This is a genomic window from Streptomyces sp. CB02056 (assembly GCF_001905545.1).
Taxonomy (GTDB): Bacteria; Actinomycetota; Actinomycetes; order Streptomycetales; family Streptomycetaceae; genus Kitasatospora.
In genome coordinates this window covers 317533-337999 of sequence record NZ_LIPD01000006.1, presented here as the reverse complement: position 1 = coordinate 337999, position 20467 = coordinate 317533, and the positions used below count along the sequence as shown (strand labels likewise).

Sequence of the window (20467 nt, the reverse complement as noted above, 5' to 3'; positions counted from 1 at the left end):
GCATGATCGGGGCATGGTCGAACGAGTCATTGCAGCGTGTGACGGAGCAGCCAAGGGCAACCCCGGGCCGGCGGGCTGGGCCTACGTGGTCGCGGACGCCACCGGGGCGCCCCAGCGCTGGCAGGCCGGCGCGCTCGGGCACAGCACCAACAACGTGGGCGAGCTGACGGCGCTGCGGCAGCTGCTGGCCGCGACGGACCCGGCGGCGCCGCTGGAGGTGCGGCTGGACAGCACCTACACCCGCGACTCGGTGACCAAGTGGCTGAAGGGCTGGAAGCGCAACGGCTGGAAGACGGCGGCCGGCAAGCCGGTCGCCAACCAGGAGCTGATCCAGGCGATCGACGCCCTGCTGGAGGGCCGGGACGTCACCTTCGTGTACGTGCCGGCCCACCAGGTGGACGGCGACCCGCTGAACGCCATCGCCGACAAGGCCGCCAGCGACGCCGCCCGCACCCAGCAGGACGCCTCCGGCACCGCCGCCGACCTGCCCGTCCCCGACCCGGCCGCCGCCTCGAAGGCCCCCAAGGCGCGCAGCACCCGTACGGCATCCGTGTCCTCCACCGGCGGCACGGGCGCCGCCAAGCGGAGCGGCGGCTCGCGCACCCTGAACGCCCGCTTCCCCGGCACCTGCCCGTGCAGCCGCGGGTACGCCAAGGGCGACAAGATCACCAAGGTCGGCAGCTCCTGGGGCCACCCGGAGTGCGCCGCCGCCCACGCCTGACCCGCCGCCCCGTCCGACCGCGAGTACGCCGACGCCGCCGGGTGAGTATCCGTACTCATGCGGTGGCCCGGCCCGGCGGTGGACGATGGTGATCATGAGGAATCGCGCAACGAAGGACGGGCCTGGCCGCCGCACGGCCGTGCGGGTCACGGCGGTGGCCGGGGCCGCCGGGGCCCTGGTGCTCGGCACGGTCGGGTACACGGCGTACGGGGCGGCGGAGGCGGTCTGGACGGGCAAGCCGTACCCCGTGGCGGACCCGGCGGCCGTCGCGCGGCACCTCGACGCCCGGACGCAGACCGTCTACGAGGCCCTCGCGCTGCGCCCGGAGGCGACACCGGCTCCCGACCACCGCGGCGACGACGGGATCACGGCCCGGATCTACGGCGCCTGCTCCGCCCGGGGCCTCTCCCACCTCCTGGAGAGCATGAACGACACCGGCGCCGACCAGCCCCGCACGGCCGCCCTGCGCGCGCGGTTTACCCTCACCGGGGTCACCCGGCCCGAGTGGGAGGAGGCGGTCGGACGGGCCCGGCAGAGCCTGACCGCCCAGGGCTGGACGGTCGCCTCCTCCGACGAGTCCGCCCCGGTCCCCAGCCTGACGCTGACGCCGCCGGACACCGGCCCGGGCTCCCTCGCGGAGAGCGCCTCGCTGCGCTTCGACCCCGCGTACCACACCCTCGAGGTGAGCGCGGGCAGCGAGTGTGCCAGCTACCCCGACGGCACCGCGGTGGACCAGGAGGGCCGCCCGGCCGACCTGCCGACCGGCACGGCGCCGACCCGGCCGCCCGGCCGGTGACCGCGGCCGGCTCCGGCCGGAGGTGAACAGCCGGGCGCCGCGCACCGTACAGACGAGTGGGCGGGGCCCGAAGGGAGGTGAGCCCGGTGATCGTCTCGGAGACGGCGGAGTTCCACGTCGGGGACAGGGTGTGGGTCTACCGCGAGTCCTCCTACGCCGCGGTCGAGTGCGCCGTCGTGGTCGGCGCCCCGGCGGACCGCAGCCTGCGGCTGGAGTACGGGGACGGTCACCGCGGCCACCTCCGCGAGGGCCGGGTCGAGCTGCTCGACCCGCGCTCCCGGCGGCCGTCGGGCGGCTGACCGATGAGGCGCGGCCGGGAGCACGCGGCCGGAAACGCGCGACCGGAAACGCGCGACCGGCCGACCGCTCGGGGGCGGTCGGCCGGTCGGGTCGGTACGGCTACGCCCCGGCGGGGGCGGTCGTCCTGGCGATCTCCTTGATGTCCTGGAAGGTCAGGCCGGCCTCGTTGTAGACGCGGGCCCGGACCTCCGGGATGCCGAGCGCGGCGAGCTCCTTGAGCTGGGCGGCGGTCAGCGGAGTGGCGGCGGGCAGGTCCTCCGGGTCCTCGTCGTCGGAGTCGTCCCCGGCGGTGGCCAGGCCCAGCACCGCGTCCATCAGCTGCTCGTCGGTCACCTTGACGGCGTCGGCCGGGGCCTGGACGTTCGGGGCCGCCTGGCTGAAGGCGAGCTTCACCGGGAAGTTGACGCCCGGCTCCACCTTGTCGGCCAGCTGGGCGAGGTCGAAGGTGGCGGAGGAGAAGGCGCCGTCCTTCAGGTAGAGGTCGACGCCGATCCTACGGTCCGGCACGTCGCTCGGGGCCTGGTCCGGGAAGTCGCCCAGCTGCTTGGGGAACTTGGCGGACAGCGGCTTGACGGCCTTGAACATCTCGTCCACCAGCTGCCGGGCCGGGGCGCTCACCCAGAGGTGCTCGGTGCCGTCCTTCTTGCCCTTGTCCTCGTACGTGACGGTGCGGCCGATCACGTCCTTGATCGAGTTGAGGAGCTGGTTCTGGAGCTCCGGGTCGAGGGTGGGGGCGGCGCTCGGGGCGGCGGCCCTCTTGCCGTCGGACTCCTTCGCCTGGTCCGCGAGCGACTGGAGGTCGAAGGAGACCCACTTGCCGGCCAGCACGTCCCCGACCGGCTTCAGCTGCTCGGGCATGCCCTTGCGCAGCTCGTCCACCACGGACGGGTCCTCGCCGGCCAGCTTGACCAGGCCCTTGGCGTCGGCGTGCAGGTACCCGGTGGCGTCGACCTGACGGTACTCCAGCAGCGCGGTGCCGCTGCGGTCGGCGAGCACGTAGGAGACGCGCACCGACTTGTCGAGCGTCAGGTCGGTGTTCTTGTCGGCCTTGGCGGCGTCCCTGAAGGCCTCGACGTCCTTGAGCGGCTTGTCGGCCGAGATGGCGACCGAGACGGAGAGGCCGGAGATCGCCTTGGCGGTCTTCTCGTCCATGTCGCCGTCGCCCCGGGCGGCACCGATCATGCCCTTGCCGCCCTTGTGCTCACCGGAGTTGGCGAACGCGGCGACCTGCTCGGGGGTGGCGTCGATGGACAGGGTGAAGCCGGCCGACTTGCCGTCGCGGATCTTGTCGAAGGCCTTCGACACCTTCTGCGCGGCGGACAGCTGCTGGACGGTGCCGCAGGCGGTGAGGCCGGTGGCGAGCACGGAGGCGGTGACGGCGACGGGCACGGCCCCACGGGCGGCCTTGCGGATGGCGGTGTTGATGGTGCGACTCCTGTTGATCAGGCCCGCCCGGTGAGGCGGACCGGTCCCTCCCCTGTGACGCACAACGCCACAGCGCCCACACATGTGATCACATTTTCGGCAAGAGGTCATTCGATTATTTGGCGTGGTCTTTAACCAGAACGGCCAAAAACATGACCAAAACCCGGAAGTCGGGCCCGAGGAGCCTTCCTGATTCCCGGAATCCCGCACGCGGACGGGCCGCCGTTCGTACGATCGGCTCCGTCCGGGACCGGCGGGAGCCGCTGCCGGCCGAGGGAACCGGTGGGAGGGGGAGCGATGGGGCCCGTGGGCTGGATCCTGACGGTCGTGCTGGTGGCCGCCGGAGCGGTGGCCTGGCTGATGCTGCGCTACCCCGGGGGCTGGCGGTGCGCCTTCGGCCCGGAGTACGCCGAGCACCGGCGCGACCTGGACGCCGCCCGAGGGAAGCTCCGCGACCTGAAGCGCGAGGCGGGCCGCGAACGCGGCAGGGCCCGCTCCGCGGTCGAAGCGGCCGAGCGGGCCCACGCGAGCCGGGTCGGCGAGGCCCGGGCGCACCTGGACCGGCTCCGGTCCCCGGACCGGGGGTCGCTGAGGTCCTCCCTCGGGGACAGCCTGCGGCTGTACGACCCAGGGCCTGTCTTCGAACTCGCGTCTGCGGGGCGACGCCGGGGCCGCACCTCGCCGCGTTGTCGTCGGTCGCCAATGCTCCGCAGTGGCTCCCTCCTCCGCCTTGCGATGCACGCACCCCAACGCCGCCCCGCCCGCCCTCCGGGCGGACGACGCGAGTTCGAAGACAGGCCCTAGTACTGGAAGTGACGGCCGAGGGCCGTACGGCGGAGTACCCGCTGCACGAGGTCGCGCTCCTTGACGAGTACTCCGGCACCGACGGCCACGTCTACGTGGCGCTCCCGACCGGCCGTCGGCAGATGGTCTCCGTCCCGCTGGACGGGACGCCCGAGGCCGAGGTCCGGAAGTTCGTCGTCGAGGTGTTCAACGCCGCCGCCGACGCCAAGGCGGCCACGGCCGAACGCCAGGCGCTCGTGCCCCGGGCCGAGGCCGACCTGCGCGAAGCGGTCGAGGACACGGCCGAGCAGGAGGAGGCCCGGCGCCGGCTCGCCGACGTGCTGGCCCGCCAGAAGGCGGACACGCGCATCCCCGGGGCCCGCCGCGAACTGGACGAGGCACGGGACCGGTGGCAGAGGCTCACCGGCCGGCGGCCGGTGTAGCCGGGCCGCCGCCCGTCAGGCCCGGTGCACGCCCTAGCCTTCGACGACCTGGACCTTGTCGGCCTGCATCCCCTTCTGGCCCTGGACCGCCTCGAACGTCACCCGCTGGCCCTCGACCAGGGACTTGAAGCCGGCCCCCTCGATCGACCTGAAGTGCACGAACAGGTCCGGGCCGGACTCCGGGGTGATGAACCCGTAGCCCTTCTCGTCGTTGAACCACTTCACGGTGCCGTTCTGGCGGTCGGCCATGTCCACTCCTTGCACAGGGATCACACTGACCGCGCCAGTCTCTCACGCAGCGGAGCCGCTCCGACGCGAAGCGCAGCGGCGGCCGCCGGGACGTTCGCGGTGACCGTGCCCCCGACCTCCGGTACGGCCTACTGGGTGGCGTCGCAGTCCTGACAGCGGCTCGTCGCGGAGCGCTGGGTGTTGCCTCCGGTGGCGTGCAGCGGGTTGGAGGCGGAGAGCCGGCGCCACGCCCCCGGCGAGGGGTCGAGCACCCAGCCGTAGACCGGCGGTTCGACGTCGGCCGGGAGGATGTGGGGGCAGCCCGGCAGATGCGCCTTCCGGCTGGCGTGGACGATGATCGCCGACGGCGGCCAGCCGTCCCACTCGGTGCCGGGTGCGCCCTCGCGGGGCTGCGCCCGCGGAGCGCAGTCCGCGCAGTTGCTCAACTCGTGGCGGCAGTAGTCCATCGGTCCTCATCCCGTCCGGCTCGCGCCCGAGTCTACGGGTGTGTGAGTGGCGGATCGGCCTGAGCCGGGGAGGCCGGCCGCCCGCTCTGCCGACGGCTAAGTCGGGCCCGGGCGGGGGCCGGTCCTCACTACAGTCCCGTTCCATGACGATGGTCACCACGCGTACGGTCGAGTACCCGGCCGACGGAATGACGATGATCGGGCACCTCGCGCTGCCCGCCGGAACCGGCCGCCGGCCCGCGGTCCTGATCGGGCCCGAGGGGCCCGGCCTGAACGACTTCCAGCGCCGCCGGGCCGACGCCCTCGCCGAACTGGGCTACGTGGCACTGGCCTTCGACCTCCACGGCGGGCGCTGGATCAGCGACCCGCAGGAGATGCTGGCGCGGGTGATGCCGCTGCTCGACGACCCCGACCGGATGCGGGGCATCGGCCACGCGGCCCTCGACGTGCTGCTCGCCGAACCGCGGACCGACCCCGAGCGGATCGCCGCCATCGGCTACGGCACCGGGGGCGCGATCGCGCTGGAACTCGGGCGTGACGGCGTCGACCTGCGGGCGATCGGGACGGTCAACGGCCTGGTCACGGGCCGCCCGGGGGAGGCCGCCCGGATCCGCTGCCCGGTGTGGGCCGGGGTCGGGTCGGAGGACCCGATCATGCCGCCCGAGCGGCGGGACGCCTTCGCCGCCGAGATGCAGGCCGCGGGCGTCGACTGGCGCCTGGTGGTCTACGGCGGCGCCCAGCACGCCTTCCACCACCCGACGGTCGGCCACGCCGTGCTCCCCGGCGTCGCCCACCACCCGCGGCAGGCCCAGCGGGCCTGGCGCGACATCGTCGGCCTGCTCGCCGAGTGCCTGCCCGTACAGGAGTGAGCCCCGGCCCCTGCCCGTCGACCGACCGGGTCGACGGGCAGGGCGGGCACCGGGGCGGGGCCCCTTGCCGGCGGACGTCCTACAGGTGGACGTCGGAGACCTCGAAGGTTTGCACGGTACGGGCGTTGAAGTAGGACCAGAACCGGGTGCCGCGCATCACGGTGTCCGCGTGCTGCTGGTAGCGCTCACCGCCGGCGTCCGTCCCGGTGGCCCACCGCTCGACCAGGGCACCGTCCTGTCCGGGCCTGCCGAACCGGGAGAGGTCGAAGTTGATCCACTGTCCTTCCCCGTAGTTCACGGCGACGATGACCAGCTTGTGGTTCACGCTGTCGTAGGCCGCGACGGCGTCGGGGTGGCCCGCGTCGATGATCGTCATGCCGGGGCGGATGTGCCGCATGTACTGGGCGAGCAGGAAGTACTTCGGGTTGACGGCGCCGATCACCCCGTTGGTGAGGGTGATCGCCCCGTAGTTCTCCCAGTCGAGGATCTGCCAGATGACCCATGCCGTGGGGTGCAGCCAGCGCAGGTCGAAGTTGAGGTTCCGGGCGAGCTGGAGGCCGCTGGTGTCACCGTCGCCGTACTCGGACATCCAGATGTTCTTGCCGTCCGCCGCCACCATCTTGTACAGCGCGTCGCGGTCACCGTCGACGTCGTAGCCGTGGACGTTCACCCGTCCCACGGCCGCGCGGGTGGCGGCGTCGAAGTCGGGGTTGTCGTGCCAGTTGTACGCGGCGCTGCCGACGCCCCAGTCGTCGAGGCCCGCCACCATCATCCAGTGCAGGCCGCGCGCGTCCAGCTGGGTGCGGGTCTGCCGGATGATCTCGGCCAGTCGGGGCCGGTCGTAGTGGCAGCCCTCCTGTCCGCCGACGAAGTCCGGCGAGTATCCACCCCAGTTGGCCCCCGGCTCGTTGACCGGTTGGACGGAGGTGAAGTCGATGCCCCAGTGGTCGTGGGCGTACCGGGCCACCGTCGCCATGTACGCCGCGTGGCGGCCGAAGTTGTCGTCCCGCAGGTTGCAGCTCCAGCCGTCCGGCGCTCCGCGGGGGTCGTCGTTCTTCAGCATCCACCACATCGGCGAGTTGCTGAAGAGCTCGAACCTGTCGGCGCCGCGGTCCCGGGCCAGCCACATCATGTCGCGCTGGTGCGCGTCGGCGTTCCAGTTCCAGCTGGACGACTGCGGGTCCGCGGAGGCCCAGTCGAGCTGGTAGCCCTCGATCTGCTTGAAGCCGTCCAGTGTCGGACCGGGCTTCATCGTCCTGCCGCCGATGCTGTTCGTTCCCGAGCCGCCGACGTTGTAGCGGACCACGTTCATCCCCAGCCCGGGTACCGTCTGCCCCTGGAACCGGACGGTCTTCCGGCTGAACAGCACATCGGCCAGGTCCTCCCGGGGGCCGAGCTGGTTGGCCCACCAGGCCAGCGAGGTGCCCCACCCTTCCCAGGTCCCCCAGTTGGCCGACGGATTCACCGTCGTGGTGAAGTCGGCCCAGGCCGGTCGGGCGGCGGAGAGCACCGCCATCGCTCCGACCGGCAGGCCCACCAGTCCACGCAGAACCGTACGACGTTCCATCAAATCCCCCTGAACGGAATCCGCGCGCCCGGATGTGGGGCGTGCGCGAAGCGCTCAGTCTGCACCACCGGCGAGAGGCGGAACCAGTGTGGTGTTGATCACTTCCCGGCCCTGTGGTCTGCCGGTCTCACGGAGCTGTGGTGTCCCCGGATTCCGGGCCGAGGGGCTGGGTGAGCCGCAGGGCGGTGTCGATCAGCGGGACGTGGCTGAAGGCCTGGGGGAAGTTGCCGACCTGGCGCTTGAGGCGCGGGTCCCACTCCTCGGCGAGCAGGCCGACGTCGTTGCGGATCGACAGCAGGCGCTCGAACAGTTCGCGGGCCTCGTCGGTGCGGCCGATCAGGGCGAGGGCGTCGGCGAGCCAGAAGGAGCAGGCGAGGAAGGCGCCTTCGTCGCCCGGCAGGCCGTCCACTCCGCCGTCGGTGGGGTAGCGCAGGACGAAGCCGTCCTCGGTGGACAGTTCGCGCTGGATGGCCTCGATGGTGCCGATGACGCGCTTGTCGTCGGCGGGCAGGAAGTCGACCTGGGGGATCAGCAGCAGGGAGGCGTCGAGTTCGGCTGAGCCGTAGGACTGGGTGAAGGTGTTGCGGTCCGGGTCGTAACCGTGCTCGCAGACCTCGGCGTGGATGGTGTCGCGCAGCGCGCGCCACCGCTCCAACGAGCCCTGTTCGTCGGTCCGTTCCAGCAGTTCGATGGTGCGGTCGACGGCGACCCAGGCCATGACCTTGGAGTGGACGAAGTGGCGGCGGGGGCCGCGGACCTCCCAGATGCCCTCGTCGGGGTTCTGCCAGTGGTCCTCGAGGTAGTCGATCAGGCGCAGTTGGAGCTGGTGGGCGTGGTCGTTGCGGACGAGGCCGGTCATGTGGGCGAGGTGGAGGGCTTCGACGACCTCGCCGTAGACGTCGAGCTGGAGTTGTCCGGCGGCGCCGTTGCCGATGCGGACGGGCTGGGAGCCCTCGTAGCCGGGCAGCCAGTCCAGCGAGGACTCGGTGAGTTCGCGTTCGCCGGCGATGCCGTACATGATCTGGAGGTTCTCGGGGTCGCCGGCGACGGCGCGCAGGAGCCATTCGCGCCAGGCCTTGGCCTCGTCGCGGTAGCCGGTGCGCAGCAGGGAGGAGAGGGTGATGGCGGCGTCGCGCAGCCAGGTGTAGCGGTAGTCCCAGTTGCGTTCGCCGCCGATGTCCTCGGGCAGGGAGGTGGTGGGGGCGGCGACGATGCCGCCGGTGGGGGCGTAGGTGAGGCCCTTGAGGGTGATCAGGGAGCGGATCACGGCTTCGCGGTAGGGGCCCTGGTAGGTGCACTGGTCGGCCCAGTCGTGCCAGAAGTCGGCGGTGGCGTCGAGTGCCTGGGCCGCGTCCGGCTGGTCGGGTGCGGGGAGGTGGGAGGCCTGCCAGGTGAGGGCGAAGGCGATCCGCTCCCCGGCGGTGACGGTGAAGTCGGCGTAGGTGGTGAGGTCGCGGCCGTAGGTCTCGGCCTCGCCGTCCAGCCAGACGGAGTCGGGGCCGGCCACGGCCACCGTGCGCGACTGCCCGCCCTCCTCGACGCGGCGGACCCAGGGGATCACCCGGCCGTAGGAGAAGCGCATCCGCAGTGCGGAGCGCATCCGCACGGTGCCGGAGACGCCCTCGACGATCCGGATCAGCTGCGGGGCGGCGGTACCGCGCGGGGGCATGAAGTCCACCACCCGCACGGTGCCGCCGTCGGTGTCCCACTCCTGCTCCAGGATCAGCGAGTCGCCCCGGTAGCGGCGGCGGTCGGCGGGCACGGCCGGGGCGGCGGTGTCGCCGCCCGGGCCGAGCCGCCAGAAGCCGTGCTCGTCGGTCCCCAGCAGGCCGGCGAAGACCGCCGGGGAGTCGAAGCGGGGCAGGCAGAGCCAGTCGACGGAGCCGTCCCGGCCGACCAGGGCGGCGGTCTGCATGTCGCCGATCAGCGCGTAGTCCTCGATGCGGGCGGGCACGGGCGTTCTCCAGAGTGGTGCGGAAGGGATGGGAGAGGGGAAGAGCGGGGGCTAGCCCTTGGACGAGCCCGAGTTGGCGTCGCGCACGAAGTGCCGCTGGAAGCAGAAGAACAGCAGCGCCACCGGGAGGGTGGAGACGAGCGCCGCCGCCAGCTTGAGCGGGTACTGGGTGCCGGAGCCGAGGCCGCCGGCGACGAAGTGGGCGAGTCCGGTGGTCAGGGTGTCGTGGTCGCTGGACTGGGTGGAGACCAGGAAGTGGGTGAACTCGTTCCAGGAGCCCTGGAAGGAGAGCACGGTGAGGGTGATCAGGGAGGGCCGGGACATCGGCAGTACGACCGACCAGAAGATCCGGAAGGTCCCGGCGCCGTCGATCCGCGCCGCCTCCTCGATCTCGCGCGGCACCGACTCGAAGAACTGCTTCATGATGAAGATCCCGGCGGCGTCGACCAGCAGGGGCAGGACCATCCCGCTGTAGGTGTCGAACATGCCGAAGCTCTTCAGCACCAGGAACTTGGGGATCAGCAGCACCACGCCCGGCACCGCCATCACGGCGAGCACGAAGCCGAAGAGCAGCCGCCGGCCGGGGAACCTGATCCGGGCCAGCGCGTAGCCCGCCATCGAGTCGAACAGCACCCGGCCGGCCGTGACCAGGACGGTCACCACCACGCTGTTGCCCAGCCAGCGCAGGAACGGGACGTTCTCCACGCCGTCCGCCAGCCCGAGCAGCCGCCGGTAGGAGGCGAGGGTGCCGCCGTCCGGGAGCAGCGACATCGGGTGGGCGGCCGCGTCCGGGTCGGTCTTGAAGCTGTTCACCAGTTGCAGCAGGAACGGCAGCAGGTAGATCAGCGCGAAGCCGGCCAGGGCCGCGTAGCCGAGGAGGCGCAGCGGTCGGGGGAAGCGGCCGAGGACCGGCCGGTCCTCGGCCCGCGGGGCGTCAGTGCGCGGCACGTCGGGCTCCCTTCCGCCCCGGCTTGCCGTCCCGTTCCCGCAGCACCCACCGCTGGACGGCGGTGAGCAGCAGGATCAGGCCGAGCAGGACGAAGGCGATGGCGGCGCCCTGCCCGTAGTCGGCGTTGTCGAAGCCGGAGGAGTAGGACAGGTAGGCGGGAGTGAGGGTGGTGTTGCCGGGGGCGCCCTTGCCCATCACGTAGACCTGGTCGAAGACCTGCCAGGTGGAGATCAGGCCGAGGGTCAGGACGAGGAACAGGACGGGCCGCAGCGCGGGCAGGGTGACGTGGCGCAGCAGTTGGCCGCGGTTGACGCCGTCCAGGGCGGCGGCCTCCTCCAGTTCGCGCGGGATGTCCTGGAGGGCGGCGAGGAAGATCAGCATGAAGGTGCCGGAGGTGGTCCAGACCGCCATCAGGATCAGGGTGGACATCGCGACCGAGGGCCCGGCGAACCACTCGGACCAGGAGAGTCCGAGCGGCCCGCCGGCGGTCGGCGCGGGCTGGTCGACGCCGAACCAGCCGAGGACCAGCCAGACCAGTCCGCGCGGGTCGGCGAACCAGTTCGGCCCCTGGACGCCGAGCCAGCCGAGCATCCGGTTGACGGCGCCGCTGCCCTGGAAGAGGAAGAGGAAGACCGTCGAGACGGCGATCGAGCTGGTGACGGACGGGAAGTAGAACACCGTGCGCAGGGCGCCCCGGCCGCGCAGCATCCGCTGGTTGACGGCGATGGCGAGGAAGAGCGCCAGCCCCGTCTGGAGCGGCACGGTCAGCACCACGTAGTACAGGGTGTTGCGCAGCGAGGTGGCGAACAGGGTGCGGTCCAGGCCGTCCTGGGTGAACAGCCGCCGGTAGTTGTCCAGGCCGACGAAGTCCGCGCTGCCGCTGAAGGGGTTGGACTGGCCGTCCCAGTGCAGCAGGCTGACCCACAGGGCCATCGCGATGGGCAGGACCATGAAGAGCCCGAGGACGAGGACCATGGGGCCGGTGAACAGCCAGCCCCACGCTCCCTCGCGCAGGCCGCGCCCGGCCTTCGTCCCGGCGGTGCGGGCCGTACGGGCGGTGCGGTCGGTACGGGCGGCGCTCTTACTTGGCATTCTTGAGCGCCTGCTCGCCGTTGCGCTGGAGGCTGCCCAGGACGGCCGCCGGGTCTCCGGTCTTCAGCGACTGGAGGTCGGTGTTGAACTGGGTGAGCACCTGGTTGAACCCGGCGATGGTGACCGGCGGCTGGGAGGTGGCGACGCCGTCGACCCAGGCCTTGGACTCCGGGTACTGCTGGGCGTAGGTGGCCAGCGCGCTGGTGCGCGAGGGCATCACGCCGAAGGCCTTGGAGAACTCCAGCTGCTGGTCGGCGCTGGTCAGGTGCTTGACCAGGTCGACGCCGGCGGCCTGGTGGGTGCTCTTGGCGGCGATGCCCCAGCAGTTGCTGAAGGCGAGGGTACCGGGGCCGGCCGGGCCGGCGGGCAGCGGGAGCACCTTGTACGGGACGTTCGGGAAGTCCTTGGCCATCGCCCCCTTCAGCCAGTTGCCCTCGATGGTCATCGCGGCCTTGCCCTTGCCGAGCGCCTCGCCGCCCCAGCCGGCGTCCACCTCGGCGACGTACTTGGCGGAGCCGGCCTTCATCATGGACTGGAGGTACTCCAGTGCCTGCTTGTTGGCCGGGCTGTCGGCGGTCATCGTCTTCTGCTCGGGGTCGGTGATCCAGCCGCCGGCCTCCTTCAGCAGGGCGCCGACCCGCTGGTAGTCGGGGGCGGTGACGAGGCCGGTGACGCCGTCCTTGGTGAGCTTGGCGGCGTCGTCGGACAGCTGCTGCCAGGTGGTGGGGTAGTCGGCCTCGGTCAGGCCGGCCTGCTTCCAGAGGTCGGTGTTGATCGCCAGGCCCAGGGTGGAGCTGTCCTTGGGCAGGCAGGTGAGCTTGCCGTCGTTGCTGAAGGCCTTGCGCAGCTGCTCGGAGAAGTCCGCGGCGTCGGGTATCTGGTCGCCGTAGGCGTAGAGCGAGCCGCCCTTGGCGTAGTTCGCGAACTGGTCGGAGTTGACGTAGAAGAGGTCCGGCGGGGTGCCGCCGGCGAGGGCCTGGCCGAGCTGCTGGTTGATGTTGCTGGCGATCTGCACCGTGACGGTGTTGCCGGTCTGCTGTGCCCAGGCGGCGGTGGCCGCCTTGACCGCGGCGGTCTCGGCCTCGCCGGAGGTGGCGATCAGCACCGTCAGGTCCTGCTTGCCGCCGGAGGACTGCTTGGCCGTCGAGTCGCCGAAGCCGCCGGAGGAGGAGCAGCCGGTGACGGCGCCGAGGGCGACGGCCGCGCAGACGGCGGCCGCGGCGAGGGTGCGGGAGGTGGCCATGCGTGATCTCCTTGCGAGGGTGGGGGATGGGTCGGAGACGGCTCGGGGGAGCGGTGTCACACGCTTTCGCGGAGCACCAGTTCCGGTTCCAGCAGGACGTGTTCGGTCGGCCGTTGCCGGTCGCCGAGCCGGTCGAGCAGGAGCCGCATGCACTCGCGGCCGACCGCGTCGAGCGGCTGGGCGAGGCTGGACAGCGAGGGGAAGAGCAGGGGGGCGATCGGCGAGTCGTCGAAGCCGATGACGGCTGCCTCCGGGCCGGGGGTGCGGCCGTCGTGCCGCAGCGCCTGGTACCAGCCGAGGGCCAGGGTGTCGCTGGCGGCCACGACCGCGGTCGCGCCGGCCGCGAGCAGCCGCTCGGCGGCCTCGGTGGCGCGCTCCGGGTCGTCCGGGCTCTCGGCCCGGCGGCCCCGGGTGGGCAGGCCGAGTTCGCGCATCGTGCTCTGCCAGCCGCGGGCGCGGTCGTCGCCGACGCCGGAGCCCTTGGGCCAGCCGAGGAAGCCGATCCTGCGGTGGCCGAGCCCGGCGAGGTGCCGGACGGCGGCCGAGGTCCCGGCGGCGCCGTCCACGTCGACCCAGTCGCCGACGTCCCGGCCGCTCCAGGTGCGGCCGAAGGCGACGTACGGGACGCCCTGTTCGTGCAGCCAGCCCTGGCGGCGGTCGCCGCGGTCGGTGCCGCTGAGCACGAAGCCGTCCGCGCCGTGCTCGTCCAGCAGTTGCCGGTAGCTGGTGAGCTCGTCGTCCCCGGGGGCGACGGCGAACAGCACCACCCGGTAGCCGGCCCGGTCGGCGGCCTCGGAGAGCGAGTGCAGGAACCGGTCCAGGACGGGGGTCGCGACGCCGGTGCTGCTGGAGCGGATGCCGTAGCCGATCAGCCGGCTGGCCCTGGTCTTCAGGGCCTGCGCGGCCCGGTGCGGCCGGTAGCCGAGCTCGTCGATGGCGCGCCGGACCCGCTCCAGCGTCTGCGGGCGCAGCAGCTCGGGCGAGTTGATCGCGTTGGAGACCGTCTGGCGGCCCACGCCGGCCCGGGCGGCGACCATTTCGAGGGTCACGGCGGACCCTGTCCTGGGCCGGGGCGATGAGTGTGCATGCATGACGGCGATCCTAGGTTCTGTCTCCATCGACATGAATGTTGGAGCGTTCCAATCCGGGGTTCCATCATCCCCACCAGGGGGGTTAATGTCTTGGAACGCTCCAACGGCAGAAAGGTTGCGCCCGGGTGGAAGCAACTGTCAAGCCCCCAGCAGAGGATGAAGAGACCATGTCAGCGATGGAAGCGATTGACCTGCAGCCGTTCCTGCACGACGCCCGGCTCTCCGTGGCCGCCCCGAGCTTCTGCGCCTCCCGCCCCGACGGCCGGTTCGCCAGGGGAGCGGACGGCTTCTTCCACGGGGACCGCCGGATCCTCTCCCGCCTGGAGGCCACCGTCCCCGGCGTCCCCAACGCCCCCGTCGCCACCGCCGAGGGACCGGACGGCAGCACCACCTTCGTCACCGTGCTGCGCGGCCTCGCCGAGCGGACCGCCGACCCCGCCACCACCCTGGAACGCCGCCGCGAACTCGCCCCCGGACGCCTCACCGAGCGCTACACCGTCCACAACGGCGGCGACCTCACCGCCCGGCTGCGCCTGGACCTGCGCGCCGAGAGCGACTTCGCCGCGATGGACACCGTCAAGGCCGGCCGCGCCGACACCCCGCTGACCGCCGGCGCCGACGGCGACGACGCACTGCGCTGGAGCCGGGGCCCGCTCACCGCCGTCCTCGCCCTCACCCCGGCCCCCGACCACCTCGACCCCGCCACCGGCACCGCCGGCTACGACATCGAACTCGCCCCCGGCCAGTCCTGGCACGCCGTCCTGGAGTGCACCGCCGAACACGCCGAGGGCGACCTCTTCCCCGCCCCGCCCGCCGACGCCGCCCCCTGGCACACCCCCGAGGTCACCGGCCGCGAACACGACCTCGGCCACTGGCTCGCCCGCTCCCACCAGGACCTGCGCGGCCTGCTGCTCACCGACCCGCTGAGCCCCGCCGACACCTTCCTCGGCGCCGGCGCGCCCTGGTTCCTCACCCTGTTCGGCCGCGACTCGCTCTGGGCGGCCCGGATGCTCCTCCCGCTCGGCACCGAGCTCGCCGCCGGCACCCTGCGCACCCTGGCCCGGCGCCAGGGCCGCGCCGTCGACCCGGCCACCGAGGAGCAGCCCGGCAAGATCCTGCACGAGGTCCGCCGCGCCGAGCAGCACCTCGACACCGGCGCCCACCTGCCGCCCTGCTACTTCGGCACCGCCGACGCCACCCCGCTCTGGCTCGTCCTGCTGCACGACGCCTGGCGCTGGGGCCTGCCCGCCGACCAGGTCGAGGACCTCCTCCCGCACGCCGAGGCCGCCCTCGACTGGCTGGAGCGGTACGCCGACGCGGACGGCGACGGCTTCCTGGAGTACGTGGACAGCACCGGCAGCGGCCTGTCCAACCAGGGCTGGAAGGACTCCTCCGACAGCATCCGCTTCCGCGACGGCCGGATCGCCGACGCCCCGATCGCGCTCAGCGAGGTCCAGGCCTACGCCCACGAGGCGGCGGTCAAGGCGGCCGACCTGCTGGAGGCCTTCGGCCGCCCCGGCGCCGAGCACTGGCGGCAGTGGGCCGAGCGGCTGCGGGAACGCTTCCGCGACAGCTTCTGGACCGAGGACGGAAACGGCCGCTACCCGGTGGTCGCCCTCGACGGCGACAAGCGCCGGGTCGACTCGATCGCCTCCAACATGGGCCACCTGCTCGGCACCGGCCTGCTCGACGCCGAGGAGAGCGCCCTGGTCGCCGCCCGGCTCACCGCCCCGGGCATGGACAGCGGCTACGGGCTGCGCACCCTGGACGCCGCCGCGGCCGGCTTCAACCCGCTCGGCTACCACACCGGTTCGGTCTGGCCGCACGACAGCGCCATCGCCGTCCACGGCCTCGCCAAGGCCGGACTGCACGAGGCCGCCGAGCCGCTGGCCGCGGGACTGGTGCGCGCCGCCGCGGGCTTCGACCACCGGCTGCCCGAGCTCTTCGGCGGCCATCCGCGCGAGCACTACGCCCGTCCTGTCCCGTACCCGGCGTCCTGCCGCCCGCAGGCCTGGGCCGCCGCCTCCGCCGTGACGGTCCTCCAGTCGCTGCTCGGCCTGGAGGCCGACGCACCGGGCCGTCGGCTGACGGTCCGGGCGCGGGTGCCCGCCGGGTACGAGTCGCTGCGGATCGACGGGCTGACGGTGGCCGGACTGCCGATCGAGGTGACCACCGACCACACCGGCGCGGTCCGGCTGCGGGCGCCCGAGGGCTTCACGGTCACCGTGGTCGACTGACCGGCGGCACCGCGGTGCGCCGACGGCGCTTCGGTCGCGCGGAACACAGGTCGGCTCCGGCTCCCGGGTGGGAACCGGAGCCGAACCGGGAGTTCCGGTGGTTACCGCAGGACGTCGACGAGGATGACGGCACCGAGGACGACGGAGGCCAGGAGCCCGACCTTCACCGGCGTCAGCCGGTCCCGCACCTGGGCGCCCGGCCGGACGCGCTCGCCCGGCTCGGTGCTGAGCTCCCACCAGTTGACGACCCGGCGGAAGTCCGTGTCGAAGTCCGCCGACGGGTAGAAGGTGCTGCTCTGGAGGGCCGGAAGCGAGCGGCGCCGGCCGTCGACGGTGTGGATCCGGGCCGCGCGCGTGCCCTCGCTCATGCCGAAGCCCTTGGTCTCCCGCACGTCGATCCAGGCGATCTGCTGCCAGGAGTAGGTGCGGCCACGGCCGAGCCCCCAGCAGAGGGTGATCCCGTCGGCACCGACCCGGCTCCAGCACCGCATGGTGGCGTAGCGGCTCGGGACGGCGATCACCAGGGTCCCGGCGACGATCAGGAGCGTCGGGACGAGGCCGAGCCTCTTGTAGCCGATGACCAGTTGGGCCGCGAGGATGATCGCGAGCAGGCCGAAATCGGACCAGGACGGGCGGAACTTGTCTTTCCCCCGGAAGATCAGTTCGTTCACAGGGCGCACCCTACGCCCCGGTCGCCGGGCCCCGACAGGGCGGGGTCCCCGTGACGGGGCCCGGCGGACGGGACGTCACGGCAGGTAGTACGTCAGCAGATCGGACGTCAGCGGCGGGAACAGCGCCCGGTGCAGCTCCTCGTCCCCACGCCCGTACACGTCCGGCCGGATGCGGCTCAACCCCTCCAGCCCGTACGGCCCGAAGAGCAGCGCCGCCAGCGCGTCCGGCGCCACGCCCACGCCGCCGCCCGGGCCCGTGCCCTGCATCGTGCCGCCCGTGACCACCGAGCCCGGATCCCGCTCGCCGAGCGGGATCCGGTAGTGCGCGCGGTAGGTGGAGAGCAGCAGTTCGCCGTCGGCGCGGTCCAGGCCGGCGGCGGCGAGGCGTTGGCGGAACAGGGGGCGCAGCCGGTCGAGCAGCACGGCCGGATCGGGGACGCGGACGTAGTACTGCTCCGCCTCGGCGCGCGGGGTGTCGTCCAGCAGCCCGTGCCAGACGGTGGCCGGCAGGGTGCCGGGCCGGTGCACCACCTGGAGCCGCGCCTCGGGCGCCAACGCCGCCACACCGGCCAGCAGTTCGCGCGCCGCCCGCTCGTCCGCGGCGGCCGCCTCGACCAGGTGGAACTCGCCGTCGTCCACCGGGGTGGTGCGGCCCACCGCCACCACCTCGCCCGCGCGCTCGACCACCCGCAGGGTGCTCGCCTCGTGCGCCAGCAGCCAGCGCCAGCGGGCGGGGGCGTGGCCCATCGCGAGGTCGAAGCCGCGCTGCGCCTGCTCCTGGAGCGTGGCCAGAGCGGGCAGGTCCGCCGCTCGGGCGGTGCGCAGCGCGGGGGCGTCCCCGGCGCCGACGGCGGGCGGGGCGGTGAGCAGCGGCCGCGAGACCGGGATGTCGATCGCGTACTCGTAGCCGAACAGCCGGTAGAAGTACGGGATTCCGATCATCACCTGGACCACGTGCCCGCGCGCGGCGGAGCGTGCGTGCGCCCACCGCAGCAGGGCCCGGACCAGGCCGCGGCCCTCGTACTCCCCGTCGGTGGCGACCATGTCGACCTGCCCGGCGGGCAGTCGGACACCGCCGAGGCGCAGCTCCTCGTCCAGCAGGGTGGCGGTGGAGACGACCCGGTCGCCGTCGACCACCACGGCGCTGGCCGACCGGCCGGCGTCCGGGTCCTCGACCACCAGGCGGTGGTCGAGCGCGTCCCCCGGGTCGCCGCGCTCCGTGAGCAGCGCGCCGATCCGCTCCTCGTCCTCCGGCCGGGACTCGCGCAGGAGCAGGCCGCCGGGCAGGGCCGTCGGCAGGGCAAAGGGTTCGTCAACGGTCATTCCCGGACCCTCGCACCGGTGGCCGCGCGCGGCCAAGGGGTTTTTGCCGAACCGGCAAGGAAGAGCGGGAACACGCCTGATGTGGAGGGGAGTTGGCGAGATCGTACCCGTCTCGGGCGTGGTCGGGTTGACCGTGGCCACGACCGGAGGGTTGGCTTCCTCCTGGGGGACGGGGGAGTGCGGGGGAATCCACGAGGAATCCAAGGGGAGGGGAGCCCATGAAGACGACGACGCTCCGGGTGGTCTGTGTCCTGGCGGCCGCGCTGCTGGCAGGCACCGCGGCACCGGCGGCCCACGCGCGGCCCGAGCCCGCGGCCACGCTCACGCTCACGTCCGCATCCGCGTCCGCGAGCGGTGACCCGGTCCGGGTGAACGTGAGCCCCGACGGCGCGCCCGCCGACGACTGGTCCGAGCCGCTCGGGCTGAGCGCCGACGGCCGGTACGCCCTGTTCACCTCGCTGGCCTCGAACCTGGTGCCCGGGGACACCAACCGCCTCTACGACGTCTTCGTCCGCGACCTGTGGACGCGGCACACCGAGCGGGTCAGCCTCGCCGACGACGGCGCCCAGCTGGACGGCTCCACCAGCCAGGCGGCGATCAGTGCCGACGGCCGCTACGTCGCCTTCAGCAGCGACGCCGCCAACGCCGTCCCCGGGAACGGCAGCGGCCGCACCGACGTCTACGTCCGCGACCGCCTGACCGGCCGCACCGAGCTGGTCACCGCCGGCACCGGCGCCGGAAACTCCGTCAGCCCCGCGATCAGCGCCGACGGCCGCTTCGTCGCCTACTCCTCGGACCGCGCCGACCTCGCCCCCGGGGCGGGGGCCGGCACCGCCAACGTCTACCTGACGGACCGCCGGACCGGCGGCACCCGGCTGGTCAGCACCGGGCAGGGCGGCGCCCCCGCCGACGGCGGCTCGGTGGAGCCCTCGCTCAGCGCGGACGGCCGGACCGTCGCGTTCCGGTCGAAGGCGGCCAACCTGCTGCCGGCCGCCGCGACCGGCCCGACCGCCCGGCCCGCCGAGCCCGCCGTGAAGCCGCCGCCCGCCCGCCAGCTCTTCCCGCTCTACGTCTACGACACCCGCACCGGCCGGATCGAGGGCGCGAGCGTCGACGCGAGCGGCACCCTGCGCGACGCCGTGCGGCAGAGCCGGCTGAGCCCCGACGGCCGGTTCGCGCTGTTCCGGGTGTTCGAGCCCGGCCAAGGCGCCACCCGCGTCCCGCTCCTCGCCCGCGACCTGCGCACCGGGGCGGTCACCGAGGTGGCCCCCGCCGGCACCCAGCCGGGCGTCATGACGGCGGACGACCGCTGGGCCTACTTCGTCTCGGACGACGCCGGCCTGGTGCCCGGCGACACCAACGGCGCCCCGGACCTCTTCCGGCGGGACCTGAGGACCGGCCTGGTCGAGCGGGTCGCCGAGGGCGTCGGCCCGTCCTTCGCGCCCGCCGTGGACGCGTTCGGCACCACCCTGCTGTTCGGCGCCCTGAACGGCACCGGCTCCGACGTCCTGGTGCGCTACCTGCCGCCCCGCTGACCGGCCGCGGCGCCCGGATCCCGCAGGGTGCGGCGCGCCGCGACCAGGGTGAGCAGGCCCCACAGGACGGCCAGCGCCGCGGTGACGTAGACGCCGCCGCGGCGGAACGGGAGGTCCTCGTCCAGGGAGACCGGCGGGGCCCAGCCCGCCGGGTCGACCAGGACGTTCTCGGTGTCGCCGACGGCGTACGCCGAGCAGCCGAAGCCGCCGACCCGGGCGTGCGGCAGCGGCCGCCCGTCGGCGCGGCGCAGGTCGCAGGTCCAGCTGACGGTGCCGTTCTTGTCCTTGGCGCTGTGGGCCGCGGTGACCACCACCGCGGTCTCCACCCCGCGGTCGGTGAGGATCTGCGCCCGGATGCTCCCCGCCGGCAGCGCCAGCAGCAGCACGCCGAACAGGACGGCCGGCCAGATGACCAGGCCGCGGGGCCGGACGAAGCCGAGCCCGATGACGCCCGCCGAGAGCACCACGAACGCCAGGATGCCGCAGGGGAGTTCGTAGTCCGGGTTGCTGCCGAGCACGGCCAGGCCGACCATCAGCACCGGGGTGAGCACCCCGACCGGCCAGGCCGTCCGGCGGACCGCCTTCGGCGACAGCTGCGGCTCCGGGCGCCTGCGGACCCGCTTCGGCGGCCGGACCACCCCCTCCGCGAGCGGCCTCTTCTGCTTCTTCCTGCGGGCCATGCCTTCCCCCGTCCGTTCTTCCGTGGTGCTGGGGACAGTCTGACCGCCGCTCCCGGCACGCGGTACGGAGGGGCGGGGCGGTGACCGCCCGTC

At 73.2% G+C, this 20467-nt stretch carries 19 protein-coding genes; 7 read left to right on the top strand and 12 right to left on the bottom strand.

The genetic code is table 11. The annotated features are described in order from the left end of the window. The first annotated feature begins 13 nt into the window (after nucleotides 1-13). From AMK13_RS18615 to AMK13_RS18605, 3 genes are all read left to right on the top strand, one after another. Nucleotides 14-721 carry a ribonuclease H family protein gene (locus AMK13_RS18615; protein ID WP_074003190.1) on the top strand — a complete coding sequence of 236 codons (708 nt, stop codon included), beginning with the start codon at nucleotides 14-16 and terminating at the stop codon, nucleotides 719-721. A gap of 94 nt (nucleotides 722-815) precedes the next feature. Next, complete coding sequence (locus AMK13_RS18610) at nucleotides 816-1517, top strand: hypothetical protein (protein ID WP_143204567.1); 702 nt, start codon at nucleotides 816-818, stop codon at nucleotides 1515-1517. Between the two features lie 86 nt (nucleotides 1518-1603). Further along, on the top strand, nucleotides 1604-1816 hold the full coding sequence (locus AMK13_RS18605) for a hypothetical protein (protein WP_049650531.1): 213 nt from the start codon (nucleotides 1604-1606) through the stop codon (nucleotides 1814-1816). A gap of 100 nt (nucleotides 1817-1916) precedes the next feature. Here the strand turns inward: AMK13_RS18605 and AMK13_RS18600 are convergent, their stop codons facing one another. Then, the gene (locus AMK13_RS18600; protein ID WP_074003188.1) at nucleotides 1917-3206 is read right to left on the bottom strand and encodes a hypothetical protein; all 1290 of its coding nucleotides are present in this window, start codon (nucleotides 3204-3206) and stop codon (nucleotides 1917-1919) included. 848 nt (nucleotides 3207-4054) lie between these two features. Between AMK13_RS18600 and AMK13_RS18590 the strand changes: the two genes are divergently transcribed. Beyond that, complete coding sequence (locus tag AMK13_RS18590) at nucleotides 4055-4468, top strand: hypothetical protein (protein WP_074003186.1); 414 nt, start codon at nucleotides 4055-4057, stop codon at nucleotides 4466-4468. Nucleotides 4469-4501: 33 nt separating this feature from the next. Here the strand turns inward: AMK13_RS18590 and AMK13_RS18585 are convergent, their stop codons facing one another. After that, entirely contained in the window at nucleotides 4502-4717 is a 216-nt protein-coding gene (locus tag AMK13_RS18585) for a cold-shock protein (protein ID WP_049650536.1), read from the bottom strand. Between the two features lie 128 nt (nucleotides 4718-4845). Beyond that, nucleotides 4846-5163, bottom strand: coding sequence for a hypothetical protein (locus AMK13_RS18580; RefSeq protein WP_107418772.1), 318 nt, complete (start codon nucleotides 5161-5163; stop codon nucleotides 4846-4848). A gap of 143 nt (nucleotides 5164-5306) precedes the next feature. On the opposite strand from AMK13_RS18580, the gene AMK13_RS18575 reads away from it, so the two are divergent. Further along, nucleotides 5307-6032 (top strand): dienelactone hydrolase family protein, encoded by a 726-nt coding sequence (locus AMK13_RS18575; protein WP_074003185.1) that lies wholly within the window; start codon nucleotides 5307-5309, stop codon nucleotides 6030-6032. Between the two features lie 79 nt (nucleotides 6033-6111). Here the strand turns inward: AMK13_RS18575 and AMK13_RS18570 are convergent, their stop codons facing one another. The 6 genes from AMK13_RS18570 to AMK13_RS18545 form a co-directional block, all read right to left on the bottom strand. After that, on the bottom strand, nucleotides 6112-7599 hold the full coding sequence (locus AMK13_RS18570) for a glycoside hydrolase (protein ID WP_074003184.1): 1488 nt from the start codon (nucleotides 7597-7599) through the stop codon (nucleotides 6112-6114). 127 nt (nucleotides 7600-7726) lie between these two features. Beyond that, entirely contained in the window at nucleotides 7727-9553 is a 1827-nt protein-coding gene (locus AMK13_RS18565) for a glycoside hydrolase family 15 protein (protein ID WP_107418771.1), read from the bottom strand. 51 nt (nucleotides 9554-9604) lie between these two features. After that, nucleotides 9605-10501 carry a carbohydrate ABC transporter permease gene (locus tag AMK13_RS18560; protein WP_079272266.1) on the bottom strand — a complete coding sequence of 299 codons (897 nt, stop codon included), beginning with the start codon at nucleotides 10499-10501 and terminating at the stop codon, nucleotides 9605-9607. Further along, the gene (locus tag AMK13_RS18555; RefSeq protein ID WP_241852935.1) at nucleotides 10488-11594 is read right to left on the bottom strand and encodes a carbohydrate ABC transporter permease; all 1107 of its coding nucleotides are present in this window, start codon (nucleotides 11592-11594) and stop codon (nucleotides 10488-10490) included. The genes AMK13_RS18560 and AMK13_RS18555 overlap by 14 nt, the downstream gene beginning before the upstream one ends. After that, nucleotides 11584-12837, bottom strand: coding sequence for an extracellular solute-binding protein (locus tag AMK13_RS18550; protein WP_049650543.1), 1254 nt, complete (start codon nucleotides 12835-12837; stop codon nucleotides 11584-11586). The genes AMK13_RS18555 and AMK13_RS18550 overlap by 11 nt, the downstream gene beginning before the upstream one ends. 56 nt (nucleotides 12838-12893) lie before the next feature. Continuing rightward, entirely contained in the window at nucleotides 12894-13886 is a 993-nt protein-coding gene (locus AMK13_RS18545; protein WP_310593080.1) for a LacI family DNA-binding transcriptional regulator, read from the bottom strand. 218 nt (nucleotides 13887-14104) lie between these two features. On the opposite strand from AMK13_RS18545, the gene AMK13_RS18540 reads away from it, so the two are divergent. Continuing rightward, the gene (locus AMK13_RS18540; protein WP_107418770.1) at nucleotides 14105-16165 is read left to right on the top strand and encodes an amylo-alpha-1,6-glucosidase; all 2061 of its coding nucleotides are present in this window, start codon (nucleotides 14105-14107) and stop codon (nucleotides 16163-16165) included. A 101-nt stretch (nucleotides 16166-16266) separates the two neighbouring features. On the opposite strand, the gene AMK13_RS18535 is transcribed toward AMK13_RS18540, so the two are convergent. Together AMK13_RS18535 and AMK13_RS18530 are read right to left on the bottom strand one after the other, a co-directional pair. Then, complete coding sequence (locus tag AMK13_RS18535) at nucleotides 16267-16836, bottom strand: PH domain-containing protein (protein WP_074003181.1); 570 nt, start codon at nucleotides 16834-16836, stop codon at nucleotides 16267-16269. Between the two features lie 75 nt (nucleotides 16837-16911). Continuing rightward, the gene (locus AMK13_RS18530) at nucleotides 16912-18159 is read right to left on the bottom strand and encodes a GNAT family N-acetyltransferase (RefSeq protein ID WP_074003180.1); all 1248 of its coding nucleotides are present in this window, start codon (nucleotides 18157-18159) and stop codon (nucleotides 16912-16914) included. 218 nt (nucleotides 18160-18377) lie between these two features. Between AMK13_RS18530 and AMK13_RS18525 the strand changes: the two genes are divergently transcribed. Further along, the gene (locus AMK13_RS18525; protein ID WP_074003179.1) at nucleotides 18378-19694 is read left to right on the top strand and encodes a PD40 domain-containing protein; all 1317 of its coding nucleotides are present in this window, start codon (nucleotides 18378-18380) and stop codon (nucleotides 19692-19694) included. On the opposite strand, the gene AMK13_RS18520 is transcribed toward AMK13_RS18525, so the two are convergent. After that, entirely contained in the window at nucleotides 19676-20374 is a 699-nt protein-coding gene (locus AMK13_RS18520; RefSeq protein WP_074003178.1) for a hypothetical protein, read from the bottom strand. The two genes, AMK13_RS18525 and AMK13_RS18520, sit on opposite strands and share 19 nt — an antisense overlap. Nucleotides 20375-20467: the final 93 nt, after the last annotated feature.